Annotated in this window: 21 protein-coding genes; 8 read left to right on the forward strand and 13 right to left on the reverse strand. The window is 57.9% G+C overall.

What is annotated here, in order from left to right:
- Positions 1–8 precede the first annotated feature (8 nt).
- Complete coding sequence (gapA, locus tag BFV65_RS08315) at positions 9–1,004, reverse strand: glyceraldehyde-3-phosphate dehydrogenase (protein ID WP_006809136.1); 996 nt, start codon at positions 1,002–1,004, stop codon at positions 9–11.
- 341 nt (positions 1,005–1,345) lie between these two features.
- Between gapA and msrB the strand changes: the two genes are divergently transcribed.
- The gene (gene msrB / locus BFV65_RS08320; protein ID WP_022647790.1) at positions 1,346–1,759 is read left to right on the forward strand and encodes a peptide-methionine (R)-S-oxide reductase MsrB; all 414 of its coding nucleotides are present in this window, start codon (positions 1,346–1,348) and stop codon (positions 1,757–1,759) included.
- Between the two features lie 41 nt (positions 1,760–1,800).
- A complete protein-coding gene (locus BFV65_RS08325; protein WP_022647791.1) occupies positions 1,801–2,073 on the forward strand; it encodes a YeaC family protein in 273 nt (90 codons plus the stop codon).
- A 51-nt stretch (positions 2,074–2,124) separates the two neighbouring features.
- On the opposite strand, the gene chiD is transcribed toward BFV65_RS08325, so the two are convergent.
- From chiD to sppA, 4 genes are all read right to left on the reverse strand, one after another.
- Positions 2,125–3,378: a chitinase ChiD gene (chiD, locus tag BFV65_RS08330; protein ID WP_022647792.1), complete on the reverse strand. Its 1,254-nt coding sequence runs from the start codon at positions 3,376–3,378 to the stop codon at positions 2,125–2,127.
- A gap of 223 nt (positions 3,379–3,601) precedes the next feature.
- Entirely contained in the window at positions 3,602–4,243 is a 642-nt protein-coding gene (pncA, locus tag BFV65_RS08335; protein ID WP_023305944.1) for a bifunctional nicotinamidase/pyrazinamidase, read from the reverse strand.
- Positions 4,244–4,252: 9 nt separating this feature from the next.
- The gene (ansA, locus tag BFV65_RS08340) at positions 4,253–5,269 is read right to left on the reverse strand and encodes an asparaginase (protein WP_069596453.1); all 1,017 of its coding nucleotides are present in this window, start codon (positions 5,267–5,269) and stop codon (positions 4,253–4,255) included.
- Positions 5,270–5,331: 62 nt separating this feature from the next.
- On the reverse strand, positions 5,332–7,188 hold the full coding sequence (gene sppA, locus BFV65_RS08345; RefSeq protein WP_023299888.1) for a signal peptide peptidase SppA: 1,857 nt from the start codon (positions 7,186–7,188) through the stop codon (positions 5,332–5,334).
- Between the two features lie 167 nt (positions 7,189–7,355).
- Between sppA and BFV65_RS08350 the strand changes: the two genes are divergently transcribed.
- From BFV65_RS08350 to BFV65_RS08360, 3 genes are all read left to right on the forward strand, one after another.
- A complete protein-coding gene (locus BFV65_RS08350; protein ID WP_022647795.1) occupies positions 7,356–7,907 on the forward strand; it encodes an NAD(P)H nitroreductase in 552 nt (183 codons plus the stop codon).
- Positions 7,908–8,023: 116 nt separating this feature from the next.
- Positions 8,024–9,067 carry a selenide, water dikinase SelD gene (selD, locus tag BFV65_RS08355; RefSeq protein WP_069596454.1) on the forward strand — a complete coding sequence of 348 codons (1,044 nt, stop codon included), beginning with the start codon at positions 8,024–8,026 and terminating at the stop codon, positions 9,065–9,067.
- A 4-nt stretch (positions 9,068–9,071) separates the two neighbouring features.
- The gene (locus BFV65_RS08360) at positions 9,072–10,994 is read left to right on the forward strand and encodes a DNA topoisomerase III (protein ID WP_069596455.1); all 1,923 of its coding nucleotides are present in this window, start codon (positions 9,072–9,074) and stop codon (positions 10,992–10,994) included.
- A 114-nt stretch (positions 10,995–11,108) separates the two neighbouring features.
- On the opposite strand, the gene gdhA is transcribed toward BFV65_RS08360, so the two are convergent.
- Positions 11,109–12,452 carry an NADP-specific glutamate dehydrogenase gene (gene gdhA, locus BFV65_RS08365; RefSeq protein WP_069596456.1) on the reverse strand — a complete coding sequence of 448 codons (1,344 nt, stop codon included), beginning with the start codon at positions 12,450–12,452 and terminating at the stop codon, positions 11,109–11,111.
- 225 nt (positions 12,453–12,677) lie between these two features.
- Between gdhA and BFV65_RS08370 the strand changes: the two genes are divergently transcribed.
- Entirely contained in the window at positions 12,678–12,950 is a 273-nt protein-coding gene (locus tag BFV65_RS08370; RefSeq protein ID WP_022647799.1) for a YnjH family protein, read from the forward strand.
- On the opposite strand, the gene BFV65_RS08375 is transcribed toward BFV65_RS08370, so the two are convergent.
- A complete protein-coding gene (locus tag BFV65_RS08375) occupies positions 12,910–13,326 on the reverse strand; it encodes a pyrimidine (deoxy)nucleoside triphosphate diphosphatase (RefSeq protein ID WP_022647800.1) in 417 nt (138 codons plus the stop codon). The two genes, BFV65_RS08370 and BFV65_RS08375, sit on opposite strands and share 41 nt — an antisense overlap.
- 75 nt (positions 13,327–13,401) lie before the next feature.
- On the opposite strand from BFV65_RS08375, the gene BFV65_RS08380 reads away from it, so the two are divergent.
- Positions 13,402–13,974 (forward strand): carboxymuconolactone decarboxylase family protein, encoded by a 573-nt coding sequence (locus BFV65_RS08380; RefSeq protein WP_069596457.1) that lies wholly within the window; start codon positions 13,402–13,404, stop codon positions 13,972–13,974.
- Positions 13,964–14,581: a CDP-alcohol phosphatidyltransferase family protein gene (locus BFV65_RS08385; protein WP_022647802.1), complete on the forward strand. Its 618-nt coding sequence runs from the start codon at positions 13,964–13,966 to the stop codon at positions 14,579–14,581. The genes BFV65_RS08380 and BFV65_RS08385 overlap by 11 nt, the downstream gene beginning before the upstream one ends.
- Here BFV65_RS08385 and BFV65_RS08390 read toward each other — a convergent pair.
- The 6 genes from BFV65_RS08390 to xthA all read right to left on the reverse strand — a co-directional run bounded on the left by BFV65_RS08390 (position 14,578) and on the right by xthA (position 20,753).
- Positions 14,578–15,885 (reverse strand): rhodanese-like domain-containing protein, encoded by a 1,308-nt coding sequence (locus BFV65_RS08390; RefSeq protein ID WP_069597093.1) that lies wholly within the window; start codon positions 15,883–15,885, stop codon positions 14,578–14,580. The two genes, BFV65_RS08385 and BFV65_RS08390, sit on opposite strands and share 4 nt — an antisense overlap.
- Positions 15,886–15,958: 73 nt before the next feature.
- Positions 15,959–16,579 carry an ATP-binding cassette domain-containing protein gene (locus BFV65_RS08395; protein WP_045307965.1) on the reverse strand — a complete coding sequence of 207 codons (621 nt, stop codon included), beginning with the start codon at positions 16,577–16,579 and terminating at the stop codon, positions 15,959–15,961.
- The gene (locus tag BFV65_RS08400) at positions 16,579–18,108 is read right to left on the reverse strand and encodes an ABC transporter permease family protein (RefSeq protein ID WP_063152004.1); all 1,530 of its coding nucleotides are present in this window, start codon (positions 18,106–18,108) and stop codon (positions 16,579–16,581) included. Before BFV65_RS08400 ends, BFV65_RS08395 begins: the two co-directional genes overlap by 1 nt.
- A complete protein-coding gene (locus BFV65_RS08405) occupies positions 18,081–19,241 on the reverse strand; it encodes an ABC transporter substrate-binding protein (protein WP_069597094.1) in 1,161 nt (386 codons plus the stop codon). Before BFV65_RS08405 ends, BFV65_RS08400 begins: the two co-directional genes overlap by 28 nt.
- Positions 19,242–19,256: 15 nt before the next feature.
- Positions 19,257–19,940 carry a TVP38/TMEM64 family protein gene (locus BFV65_RS08410; protein WP_045307967.1) on the reverse strand — a complete coding sequence of 228 codons (684 nt, stop codon included), beginning with the start codon at positions 19,938–19,940 and terminating at the stop codon, positions 19,257–19,259.
- A gap of 6 nt (positions 19,941–19,946) precedes the next feature.
- Positions 19,947–20,753 carry an exodeoxyribonuclease III gene (gene xthA, locus BFV65_RS08415; RefSeq protein WP_069596458.1) on the reverse strand — a complete coding sequence of 269 codons (807 nt, stop codon included), beginning with the start codon at positions 20,751–20,753 and terminating at the stop codon, positions 19,947–19,949.
- Positions 20,754–20,948 lie beyond the last annotated feature (195 nt).

Below are 20,948 nucleotides of genomic sequence, written 5' to 3' on the forward strand. Positions count from 1 at the left end.
ATCTCAACTTATTTGGAGATGTGAGCGATCAGGTCCAGTACTTTGTTAGAGTAGCCAGTTTCGTTGTCGTACCAGGAAACCAGTTTCACGAAGTTGTCGTTCAGTGCGATACCTGCTTTAGCATCGAACACGGAAGTGCACACTTCGCCGTTGAAATCGGTAGAAACAACGTCGTCTTCGGTGTAACCCAGAACGCCTTTCATTGGGCCTTCGGAAGCAGCTTTGATTGCTTTCTTAATTTCTTCGTAAGAAGCAGCTTTTTCCAGACGAACGGTCAGGTCAACAACGGATACGTTAGGAGTTGGAACGCGGAACGCCATACCAGTCAGTTTGCCATTCAGTTCTGGCAGTACTTTACCTACTGCTTTAGCAGCACCGGTAGAAGATGGGATGATGTTCTGAGCCGCGCCACGGCCGCCGCGCCAGTCTTTGTGAGACGGGCCATCAACGGTTTTCTGAGTAGCGGTGGTAGCGTGAACGGTAGTCATCAGACCTTCGATGATGCCGAAGTTGTCGTTGATAACTTTAGCCAGCGGTGCCAGGCAGTTGGTGGTGCAGGATGCGTTGGAAACGATGTCCTGGCCAGCGTAAGTTTCGAAGTTTGCACCGCGAACGAACATTGGGGTGTTGTCTTTGGAAGGACCAGTCAGAACAACTTTCTTCGCACCCGCAGTGATGTGTTTACGTGCAGTTTCGTCGGTCAGGAAGATACCGGTAGCTTCAGCTACAACGTCAACACCGATTTCGTTCCATTTCAGGTTAGCTGGGTCTTTCTCAGCAGTAACGCGGATGGTTTTGCCGTTAACAACCAGGTGGCCGTCTTTCACTTCAACGGTGCCGTCGAAACGACCGTGAGTTGAGTCGTACTTCAGCATGTACGCCATGTATTCAGCGTCCAGGAGATCGTTGATACCAACGATTTCGATGTCAGAACGTTTCTGAGCAGCACGGAAAACAATACGGCCGATACGGCCAAAACCGTTGATACCTACTTTGATAGTCATATATTCCACCAGCTATTTGTTAGTGAATAAAAGGTTGCCTGTAAAATTACAAAAACCTTACGCAGCGTCAAGCGGAATCGTGTCAATCATTGCGACAAATCAATCCTGTGACTAACGTTTGTGCGACTGACTCGCCTCACTTTCCCTTTGAGCTAGCAACCACATGGGGGCTGCGCCCGGAATTTTAAAGGCCTCGCAGGATTAAAATGTGAAATTGATCACAATTGCCTGACCGCCTTTTCGCGACACATAAGTTTAGATCAAAAGTGCACGCGCGGGTGTTAATGTTTTGTTAGAATCTGGGTTAAAAGATGTCTGTTTCAACAGCGAGATGTAAGCATATGTCGAACCAACATAACCCCGACGATTTGAAAAAAAACCTTACAGAGATGCAGTTTTACGTAACGCAAAATCACGGCACGGAACCGCCGTTTACCGGGCGTTTGCTGCACAATAAACGGGAAGGCGTCTACCACTGCCTGGTGTGTGATGCACCGCTGTTTAACTCCCAGACTAAGTACGATTCTGGCTGCGGCTGGCCAAGCTTTTACGAGCCTGTCAGCGATGATGCGATCCGCTATCTGACGGACTCCTCGCACGGCATGGTGCGCACCGAAATTCGTTGTGGGAACTGCGACGCCCATCTCGGGCATGTCTTCCCGGATGGCCCGCAGCCGACGGGGGAGCGTTTCTGCGTAAATTCGGCTTCGATGAGCTTTACCGATGACGAAAACGGCGACCAGACCAAGGGTTGAAAAAACGATTCAGCAAATTATTCCTTTGAAAGGGAGAGATCGTGAATATTGATGACATGATTGCAGGCATGACCCCGGAGGTTTATCAGCGCCTGGTGACGGCCGTTGAGCTGGGAAAATGGCCGGACGGTGTGGCGCTCACACCTGAGCAAAAAGAGAACAGCTTGCAGCTGGTGATGCTGTGGCAGGCGCGTCACAATACCAACGCCCAGCACATGACCATCGACACTAACGGTCAGATGGTGATGAAAAGTAAGCGCGAACTGAAAGAAGACTTCGGCATCACGCCGAAGCCGATTGCAACCTTCAAATAAATCTCCCATGTAGGCCGGGTAAGGCGAAGCCGCCACCCGGCACACTACACCTTAGTGCGGGATCCCAAGCGACTCCGCCAGCTGCTTCGCTAACTGGTTGTTGTCATCCGCGCCATACTCCCAGAACATCGCCCCGGCGAGACCTTTCTCCTTGATGTAATCTGCTTTAATCGCCACGGAACGCGGGTTCTCATAGGAGATCGCAAACAGCGCCTTCCCGTCGGCGGATTTTACCGACAGCCACGGCACCTTCGCCTGTTCGTCCCAGTGCTCGGTAAAGCGTTTCTGCGGATCGTTTAGCAGTTTGCGGACGATATCGTTGTATTTCACGTAGGTATCTTTGGTCAGGTCATAGCCAAGCGATTTGAACAGGCCCAGTTCCTGCGGCCCGAAGTAGGGCTGGGTGACCGGATTGTTTTGCGCGTCCGGTTTACTCCAGTCGATACCCGGTTCAACGGCGCGCTTCGGTACACGACCGTAAAAACCGATTCCGAGGTTCATTTGCTGCGGCTTTAGGCCGGCGGCCAGATAGTTATTCACCACAAAATCAACGCTGTATTTGTCTGCGGCAGCCACCGTTGGCCAGGCGCTGGAGTCATACAGATTCGCGTTAAAATACTGCGTCCCGTACGCCATGTCGTAGGTCATCAGGTTGATGTAATCGAGCAGGGGGGCAATGGCCTTCACATCCACCCAGCTTTTCGGACTTTCTGCATTTGCGCCCACCGCAATCGTGACCAGTTTTTTCTTACCAAACGCGTCACGCATCTCTTTTAACAGCGCGGTGAAATTATCCCTGTCGGCTGGGGTGCTCTCGACCAGTCCCCACGCGCCGTTGACCGGGAACTCCCAGTCGAGATCGATCCCGTCCAGGCCGTATTGACTGACGATCTGCTGCGCGGAGCGAATAAACACCGCGCGGCTCTCTTTGGTAGCCGCTGCGCCAGAAAAACCACGTGCGCCCCAGCCGCCAACGGAAAGCAGCACTTTTAAATTCGGGTTTTGTTTACGAAGCTGAGGAAGTAACGCCAGGTCGGATGCCACCTTGGGTGATAACCAGATTTGATGCAGTTTTGCCGGATCTTTCAGTGCAGGGTTGGTTTCGTCTTTCTCGTTGTTATAGACCAGACCAAACGAGTAGTTGAGGTGTGTGATCTGGCGGACATCGAGTTTATTGATATCGCCACCCGGTCCGGCGGTAACATCGCCACCGCCATTGAAGTAGCCCACGGACATCAGGGGCGCGGCGGAAGCCAGTGACGCACAAAGCAAGGGTAATGCTGCCAGCAAGGGCAAACGTTTCATATAAGTTCCTCTTTGACTGAATAAAAATAACCACGCCACAGAAAAGGCGTGGCGAAAAAACAGCCTGAAGAGAATACCATCGCCGCCTCGCTTGTGATGCGAGGGAGTTCACTTTATGGGAGATCGGGGAGGGGTTTTGCCGGGTGGCGCTGATGCTTACCCGGCCTACAAAACCAGAGAAAGTAGGCCGGGTAAGGCGAAGCCGCCTCCCGGCTAAAAAAGCTTACGCCTGCGTCTCCATCCAGTCAGCCAGCGTATACAGCGTTGCGCCTTCTGCGGCCATATCCATAAACGCCTGGGCGCTGTCATGCGGCTGAATATTCACCCCGCGACAGCCGTCGGTAATGACATTCACGGTATAGCCCAGCTGGAGCGCATCCAGCACGGTGAACTTCACGCAGTAATCCGTCGCCAGGCCCAGCACAATCAGCTCGGTGATCTCATGATGGCGTAACCATGCGTCCAGCGCCGTCTTCTGGCGGTGACCGTTATCGAAGAATGCGCTGTAGCTGTCGATGGTTGGGTTTTCACCTTTGTGGAACACCGCGTCGATGGCTTTCTGGTTCAGCAGCGGATGCAGCTCAGCGCCTTCCGTCTGCTGCACGCAGTGATCGGGCCAGAAGGTTTGCGCCAGTCCGTCCAGTTCGCCCTGGCTGTAAGGCTCAACGTTGTGCTGGCTGGCAAAGCTGCCGTGGTTTGCCGGATGCCAGTCCTGACTCGCCACCACCGCTTCATCACGAGCCTTACACCACTCAATCAGCGAATTCGCGACGTCGACGGTGCTGTCGCCTTCCGCGACGGCCAGCGCACCGCCCGCACAGAAATCATTTTGCAAATCGACCAGTAACAGGGCGCGTTGCTTCATGGGAACTCCTTATTCGTCCGGCGTCAGTTCACCGCGCAGGTTTTGCATCATGGCGCGGCGAATGGAATCAATATCCAGATCCTGACTCAGTAAATAGTGAAGTTTAGTCAGCGTTGCCTCAACGGTCATATCGAAACCACTGATCACGCCAGCGTGCGCCAGGGCGTTGCCGGTGGCGTAGCCGCCCATATTGACCTTTCCGGACATACACTGGGTGAGGTTGACCACCACAATCCCGCGCTCGCTCGCCTCCTGAAGCTCTTTCAGGAACTCACCGTTCTGCGGGGCGTTACCCACGCCATAGGAGCGCAGGATCAGCGCCTTCACCGGCTGGCGCAGGAAGTTGCGCACCACGTCGGCGGAAATACCCGGATAAATCGTCACCACGCCAATCGGCTGCGGGGTGATCGGGTGAACGATCAGCTCGCCTGCAGTATTTGGCGCGGGCGGCGTGCCCAGACGACGGATATGGATCCCCGCTTCCAGCAGCGGTTGCAGGTTAGGTGAGGCAAACGCGTCAAAGCCGTCAGCGTGCGCTTTAGTGGTACGGTTCCCGCGGTACAGTCGGTTGTTGAAGAACAGCGTTACCTCGTTGATCGGGTAATTAGCGGCCACGTACAGGGAGTTAAGCAGGTTGATCTGCCCGTCTGAACGCAGTTCCGCCAGCGGGATCTGCGAACCGGTCACGATGACGGGCTTGCCCAGGTTCTCCAGCATGAAGGAGAGCGCCGAGGCGGTGAACGCCATGGTGTCGGTGCCGTGCAGGATCACGAAGCCGTCGTAATGGTCGTAATGGGCTTTAATATCGTCCGCAATATGCTGCCAGTCTTCCGGCGTCATGTCGGAGGAGTCCATCAGCGGCTCATATTCGTGGATGGTAAAGTCCGGCATTTCCGGACGGTGGAATTCAGGCATCAGCGCCAGCTGGCGCTGCAAGTGGCCAGAAACCGGGATATAGCCATTTTCTGAGCGCTGCATACCGATGGTACCGCCGGTATAGGCGACATATATTGATTTCTTCTGCATGGTAATGAGTTCTTGTTCTTCAAAAGAAAAAATCCCCTCTTAACGGGAAGAGGGGACGGTTTTTAACGCACGTTCGCACAGGTCAGGCAAAACGCGTAACGGCTTTGCGGATCGTTGAAAGTCGCGAGCTTATCGCTCTCCGCTTTCATGGCTTTAGCCGCCGTCGCCACCGGCGCCGGCAGATACGCCTGAAGCGCTTCCGGTAGCATGGCGCGGACGGAGCCGGACATGCTGTCCATGACCATATCGAAGAACGTCGGTTCGTCCTGATAATAGTCAACGTGCCACTGCTTGAGCTTCGCCAGTTCCGCCGCTTTCTTCACGGCATCGTCGAAGTCACCCAGGCTGTCTACCAGACCGTTGCTCTTCGCATCCTGGCCGGTCCAGACGTGGCCCTGCGCGATCTGGTCAATCTGGTCTGGCGTTTTTTTACGGGAATCCGCCACCAGCGTGATGAAGCGCTTATAGCCACTCTCAATGCTGAGCTGCATCATCTCGGACACCTCAGGCGGCAGAGATTTAGTCACGGACACATCCGCCAGCGGCGAGGTGGAAACGCCGTCGGTATGAACGCCGAGATAATCCAGGCTGTTCTCTACGGTGTTGATCACGCCGAAGATGCCAATCGAGCCGGTCAGCGTGCTTGGGTTAGCCACAATGTAGTTGGCTGGCGTCGAGATCCAGTACCCCCCTGAAGCCGCCATGCCCCCCATCGAGACCACGACCGGCTTGCCCGCGGCACGCGCGGCGGCCAGCTCAGCACGGATCACCTCGGAGGCGCTGACGCTGCCGCCAGGGCTGTTCACCCGCAGGACAATCGCCTTCACTTTCGGATCCAGGCGCGCATCGCGGATCTGCGACGCGGTGGTGTCCCCGCCGACGTTCCCCGGCGTTTCTTCACCGTCCATAATGGCCCCGTTAGCAAACACCACGGCGATGCTGTCACCGCTGTCATCCGGCTTTTTCGCGGCGTAGTCATACATGCTGATGGCGCTGTAGTTCTTGTCCTCTTTACTCCAGCCGAACTGTTTGGTCAGCGCTTTTTCGATTTCAGCGCTGGAACCCAGCCGATCGACCAGTTTGTTATCAAGCGCGTATTTCGCTGTATCGCCGTCCACTTTGCGCAGGCCCTCCAGCACACCGCGCGCGCCCGGGAAGACCTGCTCAGCGGTCATTTGACGGTTAGCGGCAATGGTGCCGAGATAGTTCTGCCACAGCTCGCCAATCCAGCGGCTGTCCGCTTCACGGGCGGCAGGGGACATATCATCACGGATAAACGGCTCCACGGCAGATTTATAGGTCCCGACGCGGAAGACGTGGGTAGTGACCTTCAGCTTGTCGAGCAGCGATTTGTAGTACAGACCATTTGTGGCGAAGCCATGCAGATCGACCGTGCCCTGCGGAGAGAGCCAGATTTTGTTAGCAAAGCTCGCCAGATAATATTGCCCCTGGGTGTAGCTGTCGCCGACGGCAATGACCGGTTTACCGCTGTCGCGGAATTCCCGCAGCGCTTTCCCGATGTACTGCATCGAAGGCTGATCGGCTCCGGCAAAATCTTTCAGATCCAGCACGATACCGGTAATGTTGCGATCGTCTTTGGCCTGACGGATCGTGTCGACGATATCAAACAGGGAGTTTTCCTGCAGGCGGTCTGAAGTCGCGCCGAACAGCTGGCGGCCAATCACGCCCAGACGGTTGCTGGTCGATGGCTTATCAACAATCACACCGGTGATATCGAGGAGCAGTGCGCCGCGCGTCGAATTCTGCGCCTGGCTGGCGCTGCTGAGATGCATCCAGATACCTGCGCATACCAGGACCAGGAAGATGAAGAAGATATTCATCACCAGGTTGCGGACGAAGTTGAGCAGTCGCCACGTCCATTTAAAGAAACCGGCAAAGATTCGCCAAAGGGTTCGCATGTATTCTCCCTAACCAGAAAAGGACTGTTTCCGTCGCCACAGGACGGTAATGTGCGGTTATCGTAATGACCCAACCGCCACTTGTCAGCAGGAATCGCCTGCCACGCTGTAACAAATTCTGCTGTCGTGTTAATTTTGTGAGTAAATTTCACGAAAGGAGTTAACCAATGGACGCACTTGAACTGCTTGTTAACCGTCGTAGCGCTTCCCGCCTGGCCGACCCGGCCCCCGTCGGCGAGCAGCTGGAAAACATTCTGCGTGCCGGAATGCGTGCGCCGGACCATGGCACATTGCAGCCGTGGCACTTCTTTATTATTGAAGGCGAAGGGCGCGACCGCTTCAGCCAGCTGCTGGAGCAGGGGGCGGTTGCCGCAGGCCAGGATGAGAAGGGGATTGATAAAGCCCGCAACGCGCCGTTCCGTGCGCCGATGATCATCGCGGTAGTCGCAAAATGCCAGGCCGACCATAAAGTGCCGGTCTGGGAGCAGGAGATGTCTGCCGGTTGCGCGGTAATGGCAATGCAGATGGCCGCCGTCGCGCAGGGCTTTAACGGCATCTGGCGTACCGGGCCGCTGACCGGGAGCGCCGCCGTGCGGGAAGGCTTCTCCTGCGGTGAACACGATAAAATTGTCGGCTTCCTCTATCTCGGCACCCCGCAGCTTAAAGCCTCCAGCACCATTAGCGTGCCGGACACCACGCCTTTCGTCAGCCGTTTTTAATTACACGCGCTAAACTGTCTGGATTCTGAGCATCCGCCGCAGAATTCAGACAGTCATACTTACCTCTTTATGGAATGAGCGCTACCATAGCGCGATTGAGATGACAGGAGACGTCCATGAGTGAGCAAACCATTCGTTTAACGCAATACAGCCACGGAGCCGGTTGCGGTTGTAAAATTTCCCCGAAAGTGCTGGAGACCATCCTGCACAGTGAACAGGCGAAGTTTGTCGACCCGAACCTGCTTGTCGGTAACGAAACGCGTGACGATGCAGCGGTTTATGACTTAGGTAACGGCACCAGCATTATCAGCACCACTGACTTCTTTATGCCGATTGTCGACAACCCGTTCGACTTCGGACGCATTGCGGCCACCAACGCCATCAGCGATATCTTCGCGATGGGCGGTAAGCCGATTATGGCGATCGCCATTCTGGGCTGGCCGATTAACACCCTCCCGCCGGAGATTGCCCGCGATGTCATCGAAGGCGGACGCTTTGCCTGCCAGCAGGCGGGTATTGCCCTGGCCGGTGGTCACTCTATCGATGCGCCGGAGCCGATCTTCGGCCTGGCCGTCACCGGCGTGGTGCCGACCGAACGCGTGAAGCGCAACAGCACCGCGCAGGCGGGCTGCAAGCTGTTCCTCACCAAGCCGCTGGGCATTGGCGTACTGACAACCGCCGAGAAAAAATCCCTGCTGAAGCCCGAGCATATTGGTCTGGCAACGGAAGTGATGTGCCAGATGAACCTTGCCGGTGCGGCATTCGCCAGTATCGACGGCGTGAAGGCCATGACCGACGTGACCGGCTTTGGTCTGCTGGGACACCTCTCTGAAGTCTGTCAGGGCGCGGGCGTGCAGGCGCAGGTCCGGTATCAGGATGTGCCGAAGCTGCCGGGCGTGGAAGAGTACATTGCTCAGGGCGCCGTTCCGGGCGGGACGCAGCGCAACTTCGCCAGCTACGGCCATTTAATGGGCGAAATGCCGGAAGCGTGGCGCAATCTGCTGTGCGATCCGCAAACCTCCGGCGGCCTGCTGCTGGCGGTGACGCCGGAAGCAGAAGCTGACGTTCAGGCAACGGCGGCCGAGTTTGGCATCACCCTGACGGCCATTGGCGAGCTGGTGACCGCCCGCGGTGGCCGCCCGATGATTGAGATCCGTTAATTCGATGCGGTTGTTTATTGCCGAAAAGCCGAGTCTGGCGCGAGCCATCGCCGACGTGCTGCCCAAGCCGCATCGCAAAGGTGATGGCTTTATCGAATGCGGTAACGGGCAGGTGGTCACCTGGTGTATCGGTCACCTGCTTGAACAGGCGCAGCCGGATGTCTACGACAGCCGCTACGCCCGCTGGAATCTCAACGATCTGCCGATCGTGCCGGAAAAGTGGCGTCTGCAACCGCGTCCTTCCGTCACCAAACAGCTCAACGTCATTAAGCGTTTCCTGCATGAGGCGACGGAAGTGGTCCACGCGGGTGACCCGGACAGGGAAGGGCAACTGCTTGTCGACGAAGTGCTCGACTACCTGGAGTTGGCACCGGATAAGCGCCAGCAGGTGCAGCGCTGTTTAATTAACGACCTCAACCCGCAGGCGGTGGAGCGCGCGATTTCGCGCCTGCGCGCCAACAGCGAATTTATTCCCCTGTGTGTCTCCGCGCTGGCGCGTGCTCGCGCGGACTGGCTGTACGGGATCAACATGACCCGCGCCTACACCATCCTGGGACGCAATGCGGGCTATCAGGGCGTACTCTCTGTTGGGCGTGTTCAAACCCCGGTGCTGGGGCTGGTGGTGCGTCGCGACGAAGAGATCGAAAATTTCGTCGCCAAAGACTTCTTCGAAGTCAAAGCGCATATCGTCACGCCGAAAGACGAACGCTTTACCGCCGTCTGGCAGCCGAGCGATGCCTGTGAGTCATATCAGGACGAAGAGGGGCGGCTGCTACATCGTCCGCTGGCGGAGCACGTGGTTAACCGCATTACCGGCCAGCCCGCGATCGTTACCAGCTATAACGACAAACGGGAATCAGAGCCCGCACCGCTGCCGTTCTCCCTTTCGGCGTTGCAGATCGAGGCCGCGAAAAAGTTTGGCCTGAGCGCGCAGAACGTGCTCGATATCTGCCAGAAGCTCTATGAAACCCACAAGCTGATCACCTATCCGCGTTCGGACAGCCGCTATCTGCCGGAGGAACACTTCGCCGGACGCCACTCGGTGATGAATGCCATTGGTGTCCATGCGCCGGATCTGTTGCCGCAGCCGGCGGTAAACCCGGATACCCATAACCGCTGCTGGGACGATAAAAAAGTCGATGCCCACCACGCGATAATCCCGACGGCGCGCACCAGCAACGTCAACCTGACCGACAACGAAGCAAAGGTCTATAACCTGATCGCGCGTCAGTATCTGATGCAGTTCTGCCCGGACGCGGTTTTCCGCAAGTGCGTTATTGAGCTGGAAATTGCCAAAGGCAAATTTATCGCCAAAGCGCGTTTCCTCGCGGAAGCGGGCTGGCGCACGCTGCTCGGCAACAAAGAGCGTGACGAAGAGAACGACGGCACGCCGCTGCCGGTCGTAGCCAAAGGCGATGAACTGCTGTGCGAAAAAGGCGAAGTGGTTGAACGTCAGACCCAGCCGCCGCGCCACTTCACCGATGCGACGCTGCTTTCGGCCATGACCGGGATCGCCCGTTTTGTGCAGGATAAAGATCTGAAGAAGATCCTCCGCGCCACCGACGGTCTGGGTACGGAAGCAACCCGCGCGGGGATTATCGAGTTGCTGTTTAAGCGTGGTTTTCTCGAGAAAAAAGGGCGCTATATCCATTCGACAGAGCCGGGCCGGGCACTGATTCACTCCTTGCCAGAGCTGGCCGCCAGACCGGACATGACCGCGCACTGGGAGTCGGTGCTGACGCAGATCAGCGAAAAGCAGTGCCGTTACCAGGACTTTATGCAGCCGCTGGTGGGGACGCTTTATCAGCTGATTGATCAGGCGCGCAGCACGCCAGTGAAGCGATTCCGGGGGATGGTTGCCCCGGGTGGCGGGGCGAAGAAACCGTTCAAAAAGAAAAAAAGCGCAGCCAAAAATACCACCGCTTAAACCGTAGGCCGGGTAAGGCGAAGCCGCCACCCGGCAAAAAGCAGCTCTGCGGCCTGAAAAAAGCCCGGTGGCGCTAACGCTTACCGGGCCTGCAAGGGCGAGAATGCAGCGAAACTAAATCACACCCTGCCCGATCATCGCATCGGCCACCTTCACGAACCCGGCGATGTTGGCGCCGCGCACGTAATTGGTCTGTGAAGCCTCACCGCCGTACTCCACGCAGGCATGGTGAATATCAAGCATAATGTGGTGCAGACGGGCATCCACTTTCTCCGCCTTCCAGCCCATTCTCGCGGCGTTTTGTGCCATTTCCAGACCGGATGTTGCCACCCCGCCCGCGTTCGCCGCCTTGCCTGGCGCAAAGAGTACGCCCGCGTCCAGGAACAGATCGGTCGCTTCAATGGTGGTGGGCATATTTGCCCCTTCCGCTACCGCCTTCACGCCATTGCTAATCAGCGTCCGGGCGGCATCCACGTCCAGCTCGTTTTGCGTCGCGCACGGCAGGGCGATATCCACCGGCACACCCCACGGCTGTTTACCTTCCAGATAGGTCAGGCCAAACTCTCGGGCATAATCCGCCACGCGGCCGTCACGGCTGGCTTTGATTTCGCACAGACGCGCCAGTTTTTCTGCTGTGAAGCCAGCTTCATCCACCACGGTGCCGCTGGAGTCGGAGGCGGTCACTACGCGCGCGCCAAACGCCATCGCTTTCTCGATAGCGTACTGCGCCACGTTGCCGGAGCCGGAGACCGCCACGCGCATCCCCTCGAAGCTCAGCCCGTGACGCTTAAGCATCGCTTCAGTGAAATAGACCAGACCGTAACCCGTCGCTTCCGGACGAATCAGGCTGCCGCCAAACGACAGACCTTTGCCGGTAAAGACGCATGCGCTGTTGTTGGAGAGCTTTTTCATCATCCCGGCCATAAAGCCCACTTCACGACCACCCACGCCGATATCCCCGGCAGGAACGTCGGTGTTCGGCCCAAGGTGGCGATAGAGCTCAGTGACCAGCGCCTGGCAGAAGCGCATCACTTCGCCTTCGCTCTTGCCTTTCGGATCGAAATCACTCCCGCCTTTACCGCCGCCCATCGGCAGGGTAGTGAGCGCATTTTTAAAGGTCTGCTCGAAGCCGAGGAATTTCAGAATCGACAGGTTCACCGAGGGATGGAAGCGCATCCCGCCCTTAAACGGCCCAATGGCGGAGTTAAACTGCACGCGCCACGCGCGGTTGACCTGTACCTGATTGCGATCGTCCACCCACGCCACGCGGAACTGGATGACGCGCTCTGGCTCCACCAGACGTTCAAGCAGCGCCATCTGGCGGTAGCGCGGATTTTCCTCAAGGAAGGGCCACAGGGTGGTCATGACTTCACGAACGGCCTGGGCAAACTCGCTTTGGTGCGGGTCGCGCTGCTGTACATGGGCAAGAAAGCTTTCCAGAGAGCGTGTCTGATCCATAGATATAAGAACCTCTTATAATAATTTGTGCGTGTGGCGGAGATGTTTTGTGTCGTTTTTTTGACTATACCACCCGCACCGCTTTGAGAGGCAAGCAGAAATTTAGGCCGAAAGGGAAATTAATGACAAGGCGCGCGTCATAACCAAAAGCGATGACGAGATAAATTAAAGATCCCGTCAGGATCTACCGTTATAGATATAAACGATGCAAAGGAAATTAAGTCTATGAACCGTTTCGCAATGGCCGCGTTATGTTTGATGGTGTCCGCCGGGGCACAGGCTGATCGCATTCGCCCGGATGTCGAAGTTAACGTGCCGCCAGAGGTTTTTAGCGCTGGCGGCCAGCGTGCGCAGCCGTGTAATCAGTGCTGTATCTATCAGGATCAAAACTATTCCGAAGGCGCAGTGGTCAGGGCGGATGGCGTGCTGTTGCAGTGCCAGCGTGATGAACGCACCCTCAGTACAAACCCGCTGGTCTGGCGTCGCGTAAAAGAATAAACGCTTCCAGGAGCGGTATATCCGCCGGGGCTAAATCATACGTGAACGCGTCTTCTGGCGTGCACCACACCAGCGCCGAGTGGTAGTGCGCCTTCAGCTCGCCGCTAAATTCCGGCACGTGCCAGGCGTGGAGGTGGATCAGCCGCTGCGACACTTCCCGCTGGTGGCTTGCCACATACCGCGCGGGCACGGCTTCAATGCCGAGCTCTTCGCGTAGTTCGCGGATCAGCGCTTCCTGCTGGGTCTCACCGGCTTCAACCTTTCCGCCCGCAAATTCCCACATTCCTGGCTGATCGGCATGTTCGGGACGCTGCGCCAGCAAGATCTTGCCCTCTTTTTCGAGGATGGCCGCAACCACATCGAGTGTTTTCAGCATGTTCGTCAATAATTAATAGCGAAAAACGACATATTATCGTGCCCTTCCAAAGAGTCCAGTCATCAGGAGAATCAGGTGAAAGAGACATCCGCCTGGGTTGCGCCCATGGAAACCCTTCCCGTCAGCCTCAGCCCCATCGCCGCCATGCAGAAAAAACACTTCGGCGCGGTGCTGAACCCCACGCGCTGGTGGGGGCGTATGCCGCGTCTTTTCTGGCTGGTGGCGCTGTTTGTCGGCTATCTGGAGCGGCGCAATGCGCGATTGACCCCGGTTCTGCGTTCGTTACTAATGACGCGGATCTCGCAGATCTGCCACTGCGCATTTTGTATTGATGCCAACAGCCTGCGTCTGGCCGAGCGGAGCGGGGCGCTGGATAAAGTGCAGGCCGTCAACGACTGGCAAAATTCCACCCTGTTCAGCGAAGAGGAGCGCGCGGCGCTGGCCTATGCGGAGGCGGTCACCGCCACGCCGCCTCAGGTGGATGAAAATATCAAAAACCAGCTGAAGCGCCACTTTAGCGAAGAGACCATCACCGAAATGACGGCTCTGATTGCCTTTCAGAACCTTTCCGCCCGCTTTAACGCCGCGCTGGATATCCCGGCTCAGGGCCTGTGTGCCACGTTTAAAGGTGAACCGCATGCTGGATAAACATCTGCATCCACGGCTGAAGCCCGGGTTAAATCAGCTGGCCGCCGCGCTGGATAAACCGTTTATTACGCCTGATGGGTTAACGCTCGCCGGGTTTGCGATTGGCGTACTGGCGTTACCGTTTCTGGCGTTGGGCTGGTATCTGGCGGCGCTGGTCGCCATTGTGCTGAACCGGCTGCTGGATGGTCTGGACGGTGCGCTGGCGCGTCGCCGTGGCCTGACGGACGCGGGAGGATTTCTTGATATCGCCCTCGACTTCCTGTTTTACGCGCTGGTACCGTTTGGCTTCGCGCTGGCCGCTCCGGCTGACAATGCGATCGCCGCCGCCTGGCTGCTGTTCGCGTTTATGGGGACGGGCAGCAGTTTCCTGGCCTTTGCCGCGCTGGCGGGGAAGCATAATATCGACAACCCCGGCTACGCGCACAAGTCGCTTTATTACATTGGAGGATTAACGGAAGGAACGGAGACCATCGCGCTGTTTGTGCTGTGCTGCCTGTTTCCGGCACACTTCACACTGTTTGCCTGGGCGTTTGGCGCGTTGTGCTGGCTGACCACCACAACGCGCATCTGGAGCGGTTACGTGACGCTGAAGTCACTCCCCCGCTAGCGTGTACTCTCCGGTCCACGCTCCCCGGTGGAGACCGGGTTCTGCGGATGGCTGCTCCATTCGTACCAGCCGCCGTCGTAGACGGCAACGTTTTGCCAGCCCATGGCGCGGGCGTACATGAAGGCTTCAGACGCGCGCCAGCCGGTGCCGCAGTAAAACGCAACGTGCTGCTCCGGCAGGATATTCCACGTCTTCCACATGGCGGCAATATCATCGGCGCTGCGCATGGTGCCATCCGGATTGTGGAAATCTTCCATGTGGGTCGCGTCGCTACCCGCATGGCCCCAGCGCGCACCGGCAATGTCACCTTTTGGCTTGATATAACTGTAGCCGCTGGTTTCACCGATAAACTCTGGCCAGGAACGAATGCTCACCAGGGATGCATCCTGACGGTGCAGCATTCCCCGGGCCTGTTCCATATCCACCATCAGCCGGGGCTGGCCCGGGATCGGCGCGCCAAAATCAGGGGCTGGCTTCACGTTCTCAGGCGTTCCGCGCTCAACGGGCAGGCTGGCGTCTGACCATGCCTTCCAGCCGCCGTCCAGAATACGCACATCCTTCACGCCCGCGTAGAGCATGATCTGCGCCACGCGCGCGGCGGCATATACGTCGCGACCGTACAGAATGACGGTGGTATCGTGACGGATCCCGTGCTTCGCCAGCATCGCTTTCAACTTTTCGTCAGCGACCTTATTCCACAGCGGTTCGCTTTCCACTTCATTGGTGTCGATGTAGCCCGCGCCGGGAATGTGGCTCAGGAGATAAAGCTTCGGCGCACCCCAGCCAGCCTCGATCACCTTCCACTCTCCGGCTGGTGCGGCAGTAACGGGTTTGCCCTGCTGCAACAGGTGGATCCACTGCGGATAAACCAGCTGTTCAAAATGTGCCAGACGTTGCAAACGGTCGGATTGTTGCAGGGCATCGCTCAGGATGGAAACGTGGGTAAAACCCGCTTTTTCCAGCCGCGTTTTGACGGTCTGGTTGTCATCATCATTGCCATAGAGCGCAACCGGCATGTCAGGCGTAAGCCGATGCTGTTTTGCCCAGCCGCTGAGCTGTTCATCGCTCATTGCCCCAAGCCAGCCTGCAGAGAGATTAAGCGCGGCGGGTTCATGCCCGGACGTTCCGCGCAGCGCCTGCGGCCAGCCGTTATAGAACGCACTGATGCGCGTATCAATTACCGCGCCGTTTTGCGCCTGGAGCTGGTCCAGCGTGAGGGAGTGGGGCATATCAGCCGCCATGGAGGAGAGTGAGGCGAGGCCGCAGATCAGAGCCAGCGCGGTCAGTTGAGAAACACGTTTCATCGAAAAACCTGACGTCATTAAAAGAGGGTGGCATTGTCGTCTCTCCTGAAGCCAAAAACATTGCGTTAGCACATTATTGCCAGCGAGAAATCTCAATCACCTCTCCGCCGGGCGGGATATCTTCCTCATCATGCGTGACCAGCACCACCGGGATCTTGCGCTGGCGAGTGGTTTCGAATACCCACGCCCGGAATGAAGCGCGGAGCGTTTTATCCAGTCGGCTGAACGGTTCGTCGAGCAGCAATGCCTGCGGCTGGGCGAGAAGGGCGCGCAGCAGGCTGACCCGGGCGCGCTCGCCGCCGGAAAGGGTCGCCGGATCGCTGGCGTAGAGGTTTGCCAGCCCGGCAGATTCAAGAGACTGTTCTACCGCGTCGCGCCGCGCGCGTCCGGCAATGTGCGCCGGCAACGCCAGCATCAGGTTTTGCCCCACGCTGAAGGCGTCAAACAGCAGGGCATCCTGAAACAGAATGCCGATCCCGCGCGTTTCCACGGGGAGCATATCGCAGCGACGATCGTTCAGCCACAGCTCGCCGTGCGCCTTAAAATCAGCGGATAACGCGCCCACCATCCAGGCGAAAAGGGTCGATTTCCCGCTCCCGGAGGGTCCCATCAGCGTGAGAATCTCCCCTGCCGGGACGCGGAAGTTGACCTCACGTAAGAGTGGCGCAATGGTGAGATTTTTCACGTTCAGCATTAACGTAATCCTTGTCTGTGACGGCCCACGAGCCGGGCGAGCAGCGCGGCAAGGGCAAATACGCTGCTGGTTAACAGCAACAGACCCAGCGCCCGGCTGGCGAGGATCGGAACGCTGCCGCCGCTGCTGAGGGCGACCGCCTCCGTCGTCAGAGTAGTAAAACGACCCGCTCCCAGCCAGAGGGTGGGCATGTACTGGGCCATGCTCACGGAAAAGCCGGTCGCAAAGGCCAGCAGGGCCGGACGAACCATCAGGGGACATTTCACTAACCAGAAAATTTTCGCCTGTCGCCAGCCCAGCGTTCTGGCGGTGAGGATAAGCCGGGGATCGAGCCTGCGCCAGGCCGGTTGCAGCACCAGGAGCATCCACGGGAGAACCCAGAGCATATGGCTCCAGAGCACCGCAGCGTACTGGCCGTCGATGCCCAGCCACAGCGCCACGGCATACTGCCCGGACACGAGGGGCAGCGCCGGGAGGGCAAGCGGCAGCCAGATCCACACCGCGTCGCGCTGGGGTCCCCACTCAAGCCAGATCATGAGGATGGCCAGCGCTGTCAGGCTGGACAGCAGTCCCAGTGAAAGGCTGTCGCTGACGGGGCCGATGTCGCCCCGGCGTGCCAGCATCAGCAGAACCAGCGCACAGAGCACGCCGCACAACGGCAGTAACCCGCCCAGCGTCCGTGCGGGCAACGCGGTATGCGAAGCGCGACGTACCCCGGAGGGGTCAGGCTGGGCGCGCCGCCATGCCGTCCAGAGGCTGTATCCCACCGCGGCAAGTGCGGCCAGCAGCAGGAGCAACACCAGACACAGCAACGTTCCTTTTGTCTGCTGCTGCGCATCACCCTGGGTGAGCCACTGCCAGGCCAGCACCGCCAGCGTAGGTGGGTTGCCCGGCCCGAGCACGATCGCCACATCCACCACGGAAAGCGACCAGGCGAGCACCGCCAGCATCACGGCGCCCAGCGCGGGGGCGATAGCCGGGAGGACGAGCCAGTTGAGCGCCTGCATTCGTCCGTAGCCGAAGGTATGCAGGACAATTTTCTGCTGTGCGAGGCGCTTTTCAGGCAGTGCGGCGTAGATTGCCCACAGAACGAACGCGCTCTCTTTGACCGCAAGCGTCAGGCCAAGCCCGATACCGTAGCGGTCAAGCTGCGGCGAACAGACTGTACAGATCCGGTAAAACTGACCGCCTTCCGCAAACAGCAGCAGCGCGCTGGTGGCGAAGGCGACGTGCGGCACGGCTAACAGCCACGGCAGACGGGTGCTCAGGCGCTGCCAGCCATCACCCGGCCAGAGAAGCGCAAGCAGGCTCAGGGCGATAAACAGTGAACCCAGCGTCGCGATGAGGGTTGATACCAGCGTAGCGGCCAGCGCCTGCGGCAGCTGCGGGTCGGCAAACAGCGCCGCCCAGTTACTGAGAGAAAACGCCGGGGCCAGCAGCATGCCGCTGGCGGGAAGCAGTGGCAGATAGATGACCGCCATTGCCGCCCATACCAGCCCGCTTAGCGGGTTCCGTAGCGGCGAAGCCATTCCTGCTCCAGGGCGTTAACCCAGGCGGCGTGCGGTTCGGGAAGCACATCAGGCGTGCCTGAAGGGGTAAAGGCATGAAGCTGTTTTGCCGCTTTCGCAGGTAGTTTGGCACCATCCAGCACGCTCGGGTCACCCCAGACGGCAGGATCGGCTTTGCGGATCTGCGCCTGCGGTGACAGCAGGAAATTTGCCACCACTTTCGCCCCTGCGCTCGCACTGGCATTTGCCGGGATAGCGACAAAATGGACGTTGCCGATCATGCCTTTGAGAAAGCCGAAACTGTAGCTGTCGGCAGGCAGTTCACCGCTCGCCACCTTTTGCTGCGCGTGGGCGGGGTTAAAGGTGAGCGACAGGTTCAGGCTACCGCTGGCCAGCAGCGTATCCATGCGCGCAGGCGATGGCGGAAAATCGTTCCCTTCGCGCCACAGCAGGGGATGCAGCGTATCAAGATAGTCCCACAGCGGCGCGGTGATCTCTGCAAAGGTGCCGTCCGGCGCGTATATTAACGCCTCCGGATGGGCGGTCAATGCCAGCAGAAGCTGTTCAAGAAACGCCGTGCCGGTAAAATCCGGCGGTCGCGGATAGCTCACCTTGCCAGGGTGCTGCTGAGCGTAAGCCAGCAGCGCGTGGGGATCTGCCGGAGGCGTCGGCATACTCGCTTTACGGGCGATGAAGGTTAACTGCGCGCCGCCCCATGGGGATTCCGCCCCATCGGTCGGGATGGCAAAATCTTCCGTGACCGGTTTACGGGTATCGACGTAACGCCAGTTGGGCAGGGTTTGCGCCCAGCCGGTGAGCAGCAGGTTTGCCTCCTTCAGCGTGCGGAAGTTTTCCCCGTTTACCCAGAGTAGATCCACCGACCCGTTACTGCTGCGTCCTGCGGCCTGTTCCGTCTGGATCCGCTTCACCGCATCGGCGGCATCGGCCAGATGAACGATCTTCAGGTTAATGGCGTAGTGCGTTTTCATCTCGCCGCTCACCCAGTCGAGGTAGCGGTTAACGGCCTCGTCACCGCCCCAGGCGTTAAACCAGACGGTCTGCCCGGTGGCCTGTTGCTGAATGGATTGCCAGTTTTCTGCGGCGAAGGCAGAGGTTGCCAGCAGCAGACTCGTCAGAAACGCGCAAAAACGCACCCGGCGCATAATGCCTCACTTTTTAATCGAAGGGATGTAACGGGAAAACAGCCAGCGAGTGACCAGCGGTAATAACCCTAATAGTGTAAAGGCGAACAGCAGTCCCGGCGACAGAATATCGCGCAGCGTGGTGAGTTTTCCCAGCTCGCGTCCGGCGTTCAGATAAATGACGGTGGCAGGTAGCATCGCAAGCTGGCTGACCCACCAGTAGTGACGCACCTGGATACGGGTTAGCCCCATCAGCAAATTGACCAGAAAGAACGGAAACAACGGCATCAGGCGCAGGGCAAAAAGGTAGCGCGCGCCATCGCGAACCATCCCCACATCGATCGTGTTCATCTGTGCGGCAAAGCGCCGTTGCACCCAGTCACGCAGCAGATAACGGCTGACGAGCATGGCAAGCGTGGCGCCGAGCGTCGAGGCCAATGACACCAACAGCATCGCCTCCCACAGGCTGAAAATCGCCCCGCCGAGCAGCGTCAGAAGCGCAGCCCCGGGTATCGACAGCGCAGAGACCAGAACGTAAACCGCAAAATAGATCAGTGCGCTCTGAAGGGGCGCCTGCTCCACACGATCGAGCAATGTATGCTGGTGTATTTTTAACGTGTCGAGGGAGAGCATGCCCGGAGGAAGCAAAACAACGATCAAAACAAATGCGCCCAGAAGGGCGCACAGGAGACTGATTTTTTTAATATTCACTGAGGATTACAGCTTGAACGTTGCCCATACCGGCGCATGGTCGGACGGTTTTTCCATGCTGCGAATATCATAGTCGATACCGGTTTCGATGCAGCGTTCGGCCAGGGGGGCGCTCGCCAGCAGCAGATCAATACGCAGGCCCCGGTTGTCATCGAAGCCTTTAGAGCGGTAGTCAAACCACGAGAAGCGATCCTGCGTCTCCGGGTTAGCGGTGCGGAAGGTATCCACCAGCCCCCAGTCAAGCAAGCGCTGCATCCACTCGCGCTCTTCCGGCAGGAAGGAACATTTCCCGGTGCGCAGCCAGCGCTTGCGGCTGTCTTCGCCAATGCCAATGTCCAGATCAGTCGGGCTGATATTCACATCCCCCATGATCAGCACCGGATTATCTTTGTTGAGTTCGGTCGTAAGGTAGATTTGCAGATCCTGATAAAATTTGGCTTTGGCCGGGAATTTGGTCGGGTGGTCGCGGCTTTCACCCTGCGGGAAGTAACCATTAATCACTGTGATGTTACCCAGCGGGGAAGGCAGCTCAGCCATGATGAGACGACGCTGTGCTTCTTCACCGTCACCCGGAAAGCCACGACGCACCGACACCGGCGTATCTTTGGTCAGCAGCGCAACGCCGTAGTGGCCTTTCTGACCGTGGTAAAAAACGTTATAGCCCAGCTTCGCTACCTCTTCGAGCGGGAACATATCGTCGTGAACTTTTGTCTCCTGCAAGCCGATCACATCTGGCTGATGTTGCTCAACAATCGCTTCGAGCTGGTGAGGGCGGGCACGCAGGCCGTTGATATTAAAAGAGACAAATTTCATAGTCGCTGCCAATGCAAGGTGAATAGTGCAAGGATGGTAGCAGAATTTACGTCTTCTGTTATCCGCTTCGCCCAATTACTGCGACAGATAATGCCGACGGTGCAATATTTGCACCATTTCGACGCGTTTTGCCCTCGAACAGGGCGTAAAGGACCGATAAATTTCGCGAGCGATCACAATTCCAGAATTATATTT

It is taken from the genome of Enterobacter hormaechei subsp. hoffmannii, from assembly GCF_001729745.1.
Classification (GTDB): domain Bacteria; phylum Pseudomonadota; class Gammaproteobacteria; order Enterobacterales; family Enterobacteriaceae; genus Enterobacter; species Enterobacter intestinihominis.

Coding starts and splice junctions, on each gene's coding strand:
- xthA (WP_069596458.1), bottom strand. CDS start 20,753: ATGAAATTTGTCTCTTTTAATATCAACGGCCTGCGTGCCCGCCCTCAC.
- ansA (WP_069596453.1), bottom strand. CDS start 5,269: ATGCAGAAGAAATCAATATATGTCGCCTATACCGGCGGTACCATCGGT.
- BFV65_RS08370 (WP_022647799.1), top strand. CDS start 12,678: ATGAACCGTTTCGCAATGGCCGCGTTATGTTTGATGGTGTCCGCCGGG.
- BFV65_RS08350 (WP_022647795.1), top strand. CDS start 7,356: ATGGACGCACTTGAACTGCTTGTTAACCGTCGTAGCGCTTCCCGCCTG.
- BFV65_RS08360 (WP_069596455.1), top strand. CDS start 9,072: ATGCGGTTGTTTATTGCCGAAAAGCCGAGTCTGGCGCGAGCCATCGCC.
- BFV65_RS08395 (WP_045307965.1), bottom strand. CDS start 16,579: ATGCTGAACGTGAAAAATCTCACCATTGCGCCACTCTTACGTGAGGTC.
- gapA (WP_006809136.1), bottom strand. CDS start 1,004: ATGACTATCAAAGTAGGTATCAACGGTTTTGGCCGTATCGGCCGTATT.
- BFV65_RS08375 (WP_022647800.1), bottom strand. CDS start 13,326: ATGCTGAAAACACTCGATGTGGTTGCGGCCATCCTCGAAAAAGAGGGC.
- selD (WP_069596454.1), top strand. CDS start 8,024: ATGAGTGAGCAAACCATTCGTTTAACGCAATACAGCCACGGAGCCGGT.
- pncA (WP_023305944.1), bottom strand. CDS start 4,243: ATGAAGCAACGCGCCCTGTTACTGGTCGATTTGCAAAATGATTTCTGT.
- gdhA (WP_069596456.1), bottom strand. CDS start 12,452: ATGGATCAGACACGCTCTCTGGAAAGCTTTCTTGCCCATGTACAGCAG.
- msrB (WP_022647790.1), top strand. CDS start 1,346: ATGTCGAACCAACATAACCCCGACGATTTGAAAAAAAACCTTACAGAG.
- BFV65_RS08400 (WP_063152004.1), bottom strand. CDS start 18,108: ATGGCTTCGCCGCTACGGAACCCGCTAAGCGGGCTGGTATGGGCGGCA.
- chiD (WP_022647792.1), bottom strand. CDS start 3,378: ATGAAACGTTTGCCCTTGCTGGCAGCATTACCCTTGCTTTGTGCGTCA.
- BFV65_RS08390 (WP_069597093.1), bottom strand. CDS start 15,885: ATGAAACGTGTTTCTCAACTGACCGCGCTGGCTCTGATCTGCGGCCTC.
- sppA (WP_023299888.1), bottom strand. CDS start 7,188: ATGCGAACCCTTTGGCGAATCTTTGCCGGTTTCTTTAAATGGACGTGG.
- BFV65_RS08385 (WP_022647802.1), top strand. CDS start 13,964: ATGCTGGATAAACATCTGCATCCACGGCTGAAGCCCGGGTTAAATCAG.